This is a genomic window from Flavobacterium artemisiae (assembly GCF_042678225.1).
Classification (GTDB): Bacteria; Bacteroidota; Bacteroidia; order Flavobacteriales; family Flavobacteriaceae; genus Flavobacterium; species Flavobacterium artemisiae.
In genome coordinates this window covers 606,877-620,525 of sequence record NZ_JBHUDZ010000016.1, presented here as the reverse complement: position 1 = coordinate 620,525, position 13,649 = coordinate 606,877, and the positions used below count along the sequence as shown (strand labels likewise).

Genomic DNA, 13,649 nt, shown 5'->3' with positions numbered 1-13,649 from the left:
ATTACGGTAAATCCTGATGCTACGATCACTCTGAGTTCTGCCGCGGCAACAGCAAGCCAGACATTGTGCATCAATACACCATTAACAGATATTGTCTACACTCCAGCATCTGGGGCAACAGGAGCGGCGCTTACAGCAGGGACACTGCCTGCGGGGGTTACGGGAAGTTTTGCAGGAGGCGTGTTCACCATCAGCGGAACGCCGACAGCTTCTGGAACATTCAACTATACGGTTACGACAACAGGAGGCTGTTCTAGCGCAAGCCTGAGCGGCAGCATTACGGTAAATCCTAATGCTACGATCACTCTGAGTTCTGTAGCGGCAACAGCAAGCCAGACGCTGTGCATCAACACGCCATTGACAAGCATTGTGTACACGCCTTCATCTGGGGCAACAGGAGCGGCACTTACAGCAGGGACACTGCCTGCGGGTGTTACAGGAAGTTTTGCAGGCGGCGTGTTCACTATCAGCGGAACGCCGACAGCTTCTGGAACATTCAACTATACGGTTACGACAACAGGAGGCTGTTCTAGCGCAAGCCTGAGCGGCAGCATTACGGTTAATCCAAATGCTACGATCGCTCTGAGTTCTGCAGCGGCAACAGCAAGCCAGACGCTGTGCATCAATACACCATTAACAGATATTGTCTACACTCCAGCATCTGGGGCAACAGGAGCGGCGCTTACAGCAGGGACACTGCCTGCGGGGGTTACGGGAAGTTTTGCAGGAGGCGTGTTCACCATCAGCGGAACGCCGACAGCTTCTGGAACATTCAACTATACGGTTACGACAACAGGAGGCTGTTCTAGCGCAAGCCTGAGCGGCAGCATTACGGTAAATCCTGATGCGGCGATCGCTCTGAGTTCTGCAGCGGCAACAGCAAGCCAGACGCTGTGCGTCAATACGCCATTGACAAGCATTGTGTACACGCCTTCATCTGGGGCAACAGGAGCGGCACTTACAGCAGGCGAACTGCCTGCGGGTGTTACAAGAAGTTTTGCAGACGGCGTGTTCACCATCAGCGGAACGCCGACAGCTTCTGGAACATTCAACTATACGGTTACCACAACAGGAGGCTGTTCTAGCGCAAGCCTGAGCGGCAGCATTACGGTAAATCCTGATGCGGCGATCGCTCTGAGTTCTGCAGCGGCAACAGCAAGCCAGACATTGTGCATCAATACACCATTAACAGATATTGTCTACACTCCAGCATCTGGGGCAACAGGAGCGGCGCTTACAGCAGGCGCACTGCCTGCGGGTGTTACGGGAAGTTTTGCAGACGGCGTGTTCACCATCAGCGGAACGCCGACAGCTTCTGGAACATTCAACTATACGGTTACGACAACAGGAGGCTGTTCAAGCGCAAGCCTGAGCGGCAGCATTACGGTTAATGATATACTAGCATTAAACGGTACGGAATCTACGCTTTGCGCCGCAGACGGATCGGGTTACATACTCACAGTAAACGTAACCGGTCAAGCACCTTATACCGCAACAGGAACAGGGGCGCCGGGAACATGGAACGGAAACCAATGGACTTCGGATAAAATTTTAGCTGGAGTAAATTATAATGTAGGTATTCAAGACTCTTACGCATGTAATACAGTAGTTGTAGCCGATACAGCGTCAATATGCTGTGCTTACGAAGTGAAAGTTCCAACATTTCCAATTACAACTGTAGCCTGTTACAGCGAAATACCAACAGCAGCAAGTCTGACAGAAGCACAATATGAAGCGTTAGGAAACGGCGACGGAAATATTGGCGATATTCCTTGCGGTGTAATCGAAATTACGGCGGCAAACAGCAGTGATCCAACTTGTAACGGAAACGTAATCAGAACGTATACAGTAACAGAATATGCTGATCCGAACAATAACAAAGTGCGTGATGCAGGAGAAAATAACATTCTTGAAACAACCAGCAGTACCCAAACCTTTACGATTCAAAGAACCGATTTTACAATAGCTCCAAATGGTGCATCAACAGTGGCATGCCCGTCAGATGTTACACCGCCGCAACTGCCTGTAGTAAATGACAACTGCGGCAATGTGCTTACTGCTTCGGGACCTGTAATTTCGGCGGCGCCTGTCTGCAACGGAATTATAACGTATACATACACCTTTACAGACTGTGCGGGTCATGCACATGATTGGGTATACACATATACAATAAACAACACTGCAGCACCGCAGGGCACAGCACCCTCCGATATCACGGTACAATGTATCGATGCTATTCCGCCTGCAAATATAAATGCGGTAACCAATATAAAAGGAAACTGTAATAATAATGTAACCGTAACGGTGGCAGATATTAACAATGGCGGAACAGGATGCAGTGCCAGTCCTTATATTGTAACAAGAACCTACACTTTAACAGACTGTGGAGGTTTAACGACACAATTGGTTCAGACCCTTACAGCAAAAGATACAACAGCGCCAGTTTTTGTCGGTATACTTCCCGAAGACATAACGGTCGAATGTTCGGTCGGAATTCCGACCGCGGCCACTCTTTCAGCAATAGATAATTGTGGCGTTGCAACAGTCACTTATACAGAAGTTAAAGTAAACGGAAGCTGTTCAGGAAATTATAAACTGCAAAGAACTTGGACTGCTGTTGACGCCTGCGGAAACAAAGCAGCTCATACCCAGCTCATAAATGTTACAGACACCACAGCACCTGTTTTTGCAGAGGCACTTCCAGAGGCCGTTATCAATACAGATTGCAGCAACATTCCGTCTGCGGTGGTACTGACAGCAACGGACAATTGTGGCAGCGCAGCAGTAAATTATACCGAGACCAGAACAGATGGCGATTGCAGTGCTAGATATACATTGAACAGAACTTGGACAGCTGTTGATGAATGCGGCAATCAAACCTCATTTATGCAAAAAATCAATGTATCATGTCCGCCGAATATATACAATGCTTTATCTCCAAACGGAGATGGAATGAATGACACTTTTGTGATAGAAGGCATTGACTGTTTCCCAAATAATACCGTTTCAATTTATAATAGATACGGAGTGTTAATTTATGAAAAGAAAGGCTATGATAATGTAACCAATCCTTTTGAGGGGTTTTCTGACGGAAGAGCAACAGTTCTAAAAGGGGATAAACTCCCAACAGGAACGTATTTCTATATACTCGAATATGAAGATAACGGCAGACACGGAAAAAAATCAGGATATCTGTATATTAATGATAATTAAGTTTCTTTTGGCTTATTTTGTTAGTATAAAGCCCTTTAGGGTTAATTTGATGAAAATCCATCGAATAGATTTGTAACAGTAATAATTGTTTATGGTCATGTTTTTGGAAGTACCATAATACTAAATATTTATTTTAAACCATAAAAAGGGGGAACGAAGTTCTCTCTTTTTTTTTACCACAAAGTCCTCGAAGTTTTATTTCACGCAGATTCACGAGATTTTAGCAGATCAGCGCAGATTAAATTTTAAAAATCTGTAGAATCAGCTTCAATCTTTTAAATCTGCGTGAAAAATTTATTCCCGCAGATTCAGCAGATCAAGCAGATTTTAATTAACTGCTAAACGCACAAAGATTAAGGCAAAGCACGCAAGGTTTTTCCCTAACAAACACACAAAGTTTTTTCTTTATAAGAATACATTAACCGTACTATTTGTCATTCCGACGAAGGAGGAATCTTCGCAAGAAACTCCCGCAGATTGTGCGGATTTTTTTAAAATCATTTTTAATCATTTAATCTGTGGCATAAAAAAAACTTAGCGCCTCTGCGACTTTGCGAGAAAATTTTCAGCTCAATAGGAAAATTTAGAAACCCGAACGATAGCAAATTTTAGACGCTGTGTGTTACTAAAAAATATACTATTACTACTTTTTTATAGCTCTTTTAGATCAAATTTGTCCTAATCTGTTATTATAAAATCTTTTACAGACGCAGTTAAATTGACAATAAAAGGAATTTTGCAGCTTAATAATATTTTACAATTATTAAACGAGAATCAAAGTTAACCATGCAAACTGTTTGATTAGATAAGTTTCTTATCTACAGTTTGTTAAATTAAAAAAAGATTTAATGAAAACGAAAATTATTTTATTTTTTACGTTCATCTTGTTTGCTGTACTAGGCAGTCCTGCATTTGCGCAAAATGTATCGGGAACTCCCGGGACTACAGGATGTTTGAACCAAGGTACGATTGCTCCTTCTAATGATGCGGCATGGAGTGTGGCACAGTACCAGCTTTGGAAAGGAGGAGTCATTGTGGCTCCAATACCTGGAGATGCGAGTCAATTTTCTGAAACTTCTCTTTTTGTAGGACTTTCGAATGGAACCTATACTGTAGTAGGTAAGCTTAAAGGAACTACGACAACGTATACTAGTAAAAACATTACTGTTGCAGATGGCTACACTTTAATGAAAGTTGCTACGCCAACTCAGGTAGCAGGATGTGCAACAGGGAAAGAAATTTTAACTACGACAGTTACAGGAGGTAAAAAACCATATACCTATGATGTTGCGTTACAAAGTTCACCTGGAACTAGTATTCAAAGAACATCATCTATTAACGATCCTTTTTTTGCATTTAATGCATTACCTATTGGTAATTATATAGTTAGTGTTACCGATTCATGTGGTCAAACGGTTACAGGAGCAACAGCAGTATCTGCTGCAACAGTAACATTAGCAGATCTTAAAAACACAGGATTTTATCCTATTCATTGGACAGACTACAATTGCTCTACGCCTTTTGCAATAGCTCATGAACTAGGTTTTCAATATGTAGCTAACAGTACAAGCCTTTCGGCTGCAGATGCAGCTTTGTTTACTTGGAAGATAAAATATCAGGGCAAGTTATACGGGAAAGATATTGATGGCGACGGCTATTCTGATGAAGGAGGAGATGGCTACCCTATTACTACAAGACCCATAAAAATGCCTGTAACAGCTACAAGAGATGGTATTTTTGCTGACATTAATAATATGAGAGCAGTAGTAATTGATAAATGTGGTAATACACGAGAATTTGTATTAGTACAATGGCAGTCTGGAGGATATATGTCTCCGTTTACCTGTGGGGGAGAGGGAATGATAAAAGTTGTTTCTAATAGATTAGCCTGTTTTCCGGTAAACGTTACTTTTACAAATTTAGCTGATGCTTCTGATGTGATAACACAATCCATTAACGTAAGTATGCTTAATGTTGGAGGCTTAAAACCTGGGGCAACTTATCATCTTACTTATGTAGATGCAGGAGGCAATACTACTAATGATTACTGGACAGTGACTGGTAGTCAGAACATTACTATTCCTGCATCTTCGGGGCTTTCTATTGGTCAAAGTCTTTATGGAGTACAGCCCAATCAGAATATCTTAGGCTATGGTAAAGCCATGATTTCGATGTTTCCTTCAGTAAGCGATTCGGTGACTTTTACTATTGTTGCTTCAGACAATCCATTAGCTCCGGTAGGATCCACAGGTACAGGATATGTTGATGCAAACGGAACAGGGACATTTGCACGCATTAATGCGTCAGATCCAGTTTCTTATTGGCCAAAAGGAAACTATACTGTAAGGGTAAATGCGCCCTGCGGTACAAGAGATGTAAACCTTACAGTGCAGGGGTACAATGCAAGTCTTACAGGCTATAAGGCAGATGCAATTTGCGGAGGGTTTAATTATACCATGCAAGGAGTTTTTGATGATGCAAGTGCCTATCAGGTAATTGTGGTTTCAGGGCCGTCAAATGTGGGTCAGGTTAGGGATTTGGCCAGTACAACAGCTTCACTGCCTTTTAACGGTTTAAATTTTGGTACGTATGTTTTTGGTCTTCGTATAAAAGGAGGATCAACCAATGTGCTTACCCAGACGGTAACCTATGATGCCAGCAATGCCATTACGGTAGATAAAGGCAATACAGGCGGTTATGTTTGTAATGATGCTTCTACAGATGGAGTTCTAACTATTACAGCGACTACCATTTCACCGGCTCCCAATAACACTTTAAAATATGCTTTAAGTACAGATGGAGGTGTAACTTACGGAACATTTCAAAGTTCTAACCAGTTTTCTGGTTTAGGTAAAGGCACTTATTATTTTAAAGTGCAGGACGGTTGCGGGAACGTTATTACACAAACCACTCAAATGGGAGTTGCTGCATTACCAACAGCAACAGCAAATGGCTTAATGGATCCTATTTTATGTAAATTAGATTCGGGTACCATCAAATTAGAATTAGATGTAGATATTACAAATGCCGCTTTATACGAATGGACTGGTCCTGGTATAACAGCAGCAACTAAAAACCTAAAAAATCCGCCAGTAAGTTATCAGAATTTAGTGGTAGGACTTAATACGTATACTTGTAAAGTTACACTTGGGGCACCTTGTAATTTAACAAATACCTCTACTTTGAAAGTTACGTTAAATGCACTTCCTAAAATGGTTGTAAACAATCCAGCTGTAGTTTGTGCTCCAAATACAGTAAATTTAAAAATGCCCGCTGTTACTCAAAACAGTGATGCAGGATTAAATTATACTTATTTTACAGATGCTGATGCGACTACACCTTTAGCAAATCCAGATGCTGTAAATGCGACTGGTACCTATTATATAAAAGGAACTAACAGTAATGGCTGCAGTGTGATATTGCCAGTCAATGTAACTGTAAATCCTTTGCCAACAGCAACTATTAGCGGTACAACTGCAGTATGTCAAAACACGGCATCACCTGATGTTACATTTACAGGTGCAGGTGGTACACCTCCATATACATTTACATACAAAATTAATAACGGAAATAATTTAACAAAACAAACAAACGGAACAGAAGAAAGTACAAGTATTTCGATTAATACAGGTACAGCAGGTGTTTTTAGATATGATTTGGTAAGCGTTCAAGATAGTAGTTTATCATCGTGTGCACAAAACCAAACAGGTTTTGCTACAGTTACTGTAAATGCATTGCCAACGGCTACAATTGCAGGTACAAAAGCAGTTTGTAAAGATGCGACAATGCCAAATGTTATTTTTACAGGAGCAGGCGGGACAGCACCTTATACTTTCACGTATAAAATCGGTTCGGGAGCAGACCAGACTGTAACAACAGTATCAGGAAATTCGGTTACAGTTGCAGCGCCGACAGGAGCAGCAGGAACTTTTACTTATACATTAGTAAGTGTAAAAGATGCAAACAGCTGTAATAATGCCCAGACAGGTTCAGCTGTAATTACAGTAAATCCGTTACCTACAGCGACAATTGCGGGTACAACGGCAGTTTGTAAAGATGCTGCAGCGCCAAATGTTACTTTTACAGGAGCAGGCGGAACAGCACCATATACTTTCACTTATAAATTGAATAGCGGAGCAGACCAGACTGTAACAACAGTATCAGGAAATTTGGTTACAATTGCAGCGCCGACAGGAACAGCAGGAACTTTTACTTATACATTAATAAGTGTAAAAGATGCAAACAGCTGTGATAATGCCCAGACAGGTTCAGCTGTAATTACGGTAAATCCGTTACCTACAGCGACAATTGCGGGTACAACGGCAGTTTGTAAAGATGCGACAGCACCAAATGTTACTTTTACAGGAGCAGGCGGGACAGCACCTTATACTTTTACTTATAAAATTGGTTCTGGTGCAGACCAGACGGTGACGACAACGACTGGAAATTCAGTTACAGTTGCAGCGCCGACGGGAACAGCAGGAACTTTCACATATACTCTGGTCAGCGTTAAAGATGCAAGCTCAACAGCATGTACACAGACACAGACAGGATCAGCCGTGATTACGGTAAATCCGCTTCCTACAGCGACAATCGCTGGTACGACAGCAGTATGTAAAGATGCGACAATGCCGAATGTCACTTTTACAGGAGCAGGTGGAACAGCGCCTTATACATTCACGTATAAAATCGGTTCGGGTGCAGACCAGACAGTAACGACAACGACTGGAAATTCAGTTACAGTTGCAGCGCCGACGGTAACAGCAGGAACTTTCACTTACAGTTTGGTAAGCGTTAAAGATGCAAGCTCAACAGCATGTACGCAGACACAGATAGGATCAGTCGTGATTACGGTAAATCCGCTTCCTACAGCGACAATTGCAGGTACAACAGCAGTTTGTAAAGATGTGGCAGCACCAAATGTTACTTTTACAGGAGCAGGCGGAACAGCACCTTATACTTTTACTTATAAAATCGGTTCTGGTGCAGACCAGACGGTAACGACAACGACTGGAAATTCAGTTACAGTTGCAGCGCCTACGGGAACAGCAGGAACTTTCACTTACAGTTTGGTAAGCGTTAAAGATGCAAGCTCAACAGCATGTACGCAGACGCAGACAGGATCTGCGGTGATTACGGTAAATCCGTTACCTACAGCGACAATTGCAGGTACAACAGCAGTTTGTAAAGATGTGGCAGCACCAAATGTTACTTTTACAGGAGCAGGCGGAACAGCACCTTATACTTTTACTTATAAAATCGGTTCTGGTGCAGACCAGACGGTAACGACAACGACTGGAAATTCAGTTACAGTTGCAGCGCCTACGGGAACAGCAGGAACTTTCACTTACAGCTTGGTAAGCGTTAAAGATGCAAGCTCAACAGCATGCACGCAGACACAGACAGGATCAGCCGTGATTACGGTAAATCCGCTTCCTACAGCGACAATCGCTGGTACGACAGCAGTATGTAAAGATGCGGTAATGCCGAATATCACCTTTACAGGAGCAGGCGGAACAGCGCCTTATACATTCACGTATAAAATCGGTTCGGGTGCAGACCAGACAGTAACGACAACGACTGGAAATTCAGTTACAGTTGCAGCGCCGACGGTAACAGCAGGAACTTTCACTTACAGTTTGGTAAGCGTTAAAGATGCAAGCTCAACAGCATGTACGCAGACACAGACAGGATCAGCCGTGATTACGGTAAATCCGCTTCCTACAGCGACAATCGCTGGTACGACAGCAGTATGTAAAGATGCGGCAATGCCGAATGTCACCTTCACAGGAGCAGGCGGGACAGCACCTTATACATTCACGTATAAAATCGGTTCGGGTGCAGACCAGACGGTAACGACAACGACTGGAAATTCAGTTACAGTTGCAGTGCCGACGGGAACGGCAGGAAGTTTTGCATATACTTTAGTAAGTGTAAAAGATAACAGTTCTACAGCTTGTGTTCAGACACAAACTGGTATTGCGACGATTACTGTAAATCCGTTGCCAACCGCAGTAATTGCGGGTACAACAGCAGTTTGTAAAGATGTGGCGGCGCCAAATGTTACTTTTACAGGAGCAGGCGGGACAGCACCATATACATTCACTTACAAATTGAATGGCGGAGCAGACCAAACTGTAACAACAGTATCAGGAAATTCAGTCACAGTTGCGGCTCCGACGGGTACAGCAGGAACTTTCACTTATAGTTTGGTAAGCGTTAAAGATGCAAGCTCAACAGCATGTACGCAGACACAGACAGGATCAGCCGTGATTACGGTAAATCCGCTTCCTACAGCGACGATCGCTGGTACGACAGCAGTATGTAAAGATACGGCAATGCCGAATATCACCTTTACAGGAGCAGGCGGAACAGCGCCTTATACATTCACGTTTAAAATCGGTTCAGGTGTAGACCAGACAGTAACGACAACGACTGGAAATTCAGTTACAGTTGCAGTGCCGACAGGAACAGCAGGAACTTTCACTTACAGCTTGATAAGTGTAAGAGATTCGAAAAGCTGTGATAACGCTCAGACAGGTTCTGTAGCGATTACAGTAAATGAATTAGCAACTGCAGCTATCACCGCTCCAGCAGTTATCTGTAGAAATGCAACATCTAATGTAACAATTACAGGGGCAGGAGGTACAGCACCATATACGTTTACCTATAAAATAAATAATGGAACTAACCAGATAGCAACAACAACTGTTGGAAATTCTGTAGATGTTCCAGTTACAACAAGCGCAACAGGAAGTTTTAATTATGCTTTAGTAAGTGTAAGGGATTCGAAAGGTTGTGATAATGTTCAGTCAGGTTCTGTTACTATTGAAATAAATGAAAATGCAGGACCAGCTATTTCTGGATCCACAGAAATATGTCAAAATGCGGCTAAACCGAATGTGACTTTCACAGGATCAGGAGGAACAGCGCCATATAATTTTACATACAATGTTGATGGAGGTGCAAACCAAACTATTCAATCAGTTGGTGATACTGCAGAAATTGCAGTAGGAACTAGTACTGTAGGAACTATCACTTATAATTTAGTAAGTGTGAGCGACAGTAGTGTAACAGGTTGTGGACAAACACAGACAGGTTCAGCTATTATTAAGATAAACCCATTGCCGACAGCGACAATTGCAGGTACAACAGCAGTTTGTAAAGATGCGGCAGCACCAAATGTTACTTTTACAGGAGCAGGCGGAACAGCGCCATATACTTTCACGTACAAAATCGGCTCGGGTACAAACCAGACTGTAACAACAGTATCAGGAAATTCGGTTACAGTTGCAGCGCCGACAGGAACAGCCGGAAGTTTTGCATATACTTTAGTAAGTGTAAAAGATAACAGTTCTACTGCTTGTGTTCAGACACAAACTGGTACTGCGACGATTACTGTAAATCCGTTGCCAACCGCCGCAATTGCGGGTACAACAGCAGTTTGTAAAGATGCGGCGACACCAAATGTTACCTTTACAGGAGCAGGGGGAACAGCGCCATATACTTTCACGTATAAAATCGGATCAGGTTCAAACCAGACGGTCACGACATCAATAGGAAATTCAGTTACAGTTGCAGCGCCGACAGGAACAGCAGGAACTTTCAGTTATGATTTAGTAAGCGTTAAAGATGGAAGCTCAACAGCATGTACTCAGGCACAGACAGGATCTGCGGTGATTACGGTAAATCCGTTGCCAACTGCGTCAATTGCGGGTACAACAGCAGTTTGTAAAGATGCGGCAACACCAAATGTTACCTTTACAGGAGCAGGCGGAACAGCGCCATATACTTTCACGTACAAAATCGGCTCGGGTACAAACCAGACTGTAACAACAGTATCAGGAAATTCGGTTACAGTTGCAGCGCCGACAGGAACAGCAGGAAGTTTCACTTATGATTTAGTAAGCGTAAAAGATGCAAGTTCAACAGCATGTACGCAGGCACAAACGGGTTCAGCTGTGATTACGGTAAATCCGTTACCTACAGCGACAATTGCGGGTACAACAGCAGTATGTAAAGATACGGCAGCGCCAAATGTTACCTTTACAGGAGCAGGCGGAACAGCACCATATACTTTCACGTATAAATTGAATGGCGGAGCAGACCAGATTGTAACAACAGTATCAGGAAATTCAGTAACAGTTGCAGCGCCGACAGGAACAGCGGGAAGTTTTGCTTATACTTTAGTAAGTGTAAAAGATAACAGTTCTACAGCTTGTGTTCAGGCACAGACAGGTACCGCGACGATTACTGTGAATCCGTTGCCAACCGCGGCAATTGCGGGTACAACAGCAGTATGTAAAAATGCATCAGCACCAAATGTTACCTTTACAGGAACAAACGGGACAGCACCATATACATTCACTTATAAATTGAATGGCGGAGCAGACCAGACGGTAACTACATCAACAGGAAATTCAGTTACAGTTGCAGCTCCGACAGGAACAGCAGGAACTTTCACTTATGATTTAGTAAGCGTTAAAGATGTAAATAGCTGTGATAATACCCAGACAGGTTCAGCTGTGATTACGGTAAATGAATTGCTGGCACAATCAGGTACAGCGTCTACACTTTGTGCTGCAGACGGTACAGGTTATGTTTTAACATTAAGCGTAACAGGACAGGCACCTTACACCGTAACAGGTACAGGAGCACCTGGAACATGGAACGGTAATGAGTGGACTTCGGATAAGATTTTAGCAGGAACCAATTATAATGTAAATATTCAGGATGTTTATGCTTGTAATACAGTAACAGTTTCTGATATAGCGCCGATATGCTGCGTATATGAGGTGAAATGCCCAACATTCCCTGCTCAAACTATAGTATGTTACAGTGAAATGCCTACAGCAGAGACATTAACAAAAGCACAATTTGAAGCTTTAGGAAACGGTGATGGCAGTATTGGAAACATTCCGTGCGGTGTAATTGAAATTACGGCTTCAAACAGTGCAGATCCTGCTTGTAATGGAAACGTAACAAGAACGTATACCGTGAAAGAATATGAAGATGCAAACAACAATAAAGTTCGCGATCTTGGTGAAGATACCGTTTTGAATACTACTATCTGTACACAAACTTATACACTGGAAAGAGCAGAGTTTGTGATGCCGGCAAATGGTGCAAAAACGGTAAACTGCAGCTCAGAGGTTATAGCGCCAGCAGTGCCAGAAGTAAAAGATAACTGTGGTAATATATTAACGCCATCGGTACCAGTTATTTCAGCAATGCCTGCTTGTAACGGAATCGAAACCTATACCTATACATTTACAGATTGTGCAGGACATACACACGATTGGGTATACAGCTATACCATACAAAATACAGTAGCACCGCAAGGTACAGTACCGGCAGATATTACAGTTCAATGTATTGATGATATTCCTGCTCCAAATACAAAAGCAGTAATTAATATAATAGGTAATTGTAATGATTCGGTAGTTGTAACAATCACAGATACAAACAATGGAGGTTCAGGATGCAGTTCTAACCCTTATATTCTGACTAGAACTTATACTTTAACAGATTGTGGAGGATTAAAAACAGATTTGGTTCAGACCATTACAGTTAAAGATACAACAGCACCGGTATTTGTGGGTGTATTGCCTTCAAACATCACTTTAGAATGCACAGATGCAATTCCTACTGCACCTACATTGACAGCAACAGACAATTGTTCTGCTGCAGTGGTTACGTACAGCGAAATGAAATTGAGCGGAAGCTGTGCAGGAAACTACCAGCTTCAGAGAACCTGGACGGCTGTTGATGCATGTGGTAACAGAACCAGCCATATGCAGACAATTAATGTGGCAGACACAACTGCACCAGTTTTTGTAGAAACATTGCCTGCGAAAGACGTATATGCAAACTGCGATACTATTCCAGAGGCTGTTGTGCTTACCGCTGCAGACAATTGCGGCAGTGCAACTGTAAGTTATAGTGAAGTAAAAGCAGAAGGTGATTGTACAGGAAGATATGCATTGGTTAGAACATGGAAAGCGGAAGATGAATGCGGCAATCAAAATTCATTTACACAGACAGTTCATGTATCTTGTCTTGAGGTGTTCAATGCAATATCTCCAAATGGAGACGGTTTAAACGATTCGTTCAAAATTAACGGAATTGATTGTTTTCCTAACAATACGGTCAGAATTTATAATAGATATGGAACGATGGTATATGAGAAAAAAGGTTATGACAATGTAACTAATCCTTTTGAAGGATTCTCAGACGGACGTGCAACAGTTATTAAAGCAGATAAACTTCCTACAGGAACTTACTTCTATACACTGGAATACGAGGATAACGGAAAAATGGTTCAAAAATCAGCTTATCTTTATATTAATAATCAATAATAAAAATAAAAAAGGACAGTTTTTACTGTCCTTTTTTTGTTAACAAATTGAAGCCGCGATTCTCACATAAAACGATTA

The 13,649-nt window shown here is 42.4% G+C and carries 2 protein-coding genes; both read left to right on the top strand.

Features of this window, described 5'->3' with window-relative positions:
- The coding region (locus tag ACFSC2_RS18910) for an HYR-like domain-containing protein (protein WP_379818688.1) at nt 1-3,213 on the top strand (3,213 nt) is incomplete at its 5' end.
- A gap of 848 nt (nt 3,214-4,061) precedes the next feature.
- Nucleotides 4,062-13,571 (top strand): HYR-like domain-containing protein, encoded by a 9,510-nt coding sequence (locus ACFSC2_RS18905; RefSeq protein WP_379815904.1) that lies wholly within the window; start codon nt 4,062-4,064, stop codon nt 13,569-13,571.
- The last annotated feature ends 78 nt before the right edge of the window (nt 13,572-13,649 follow it).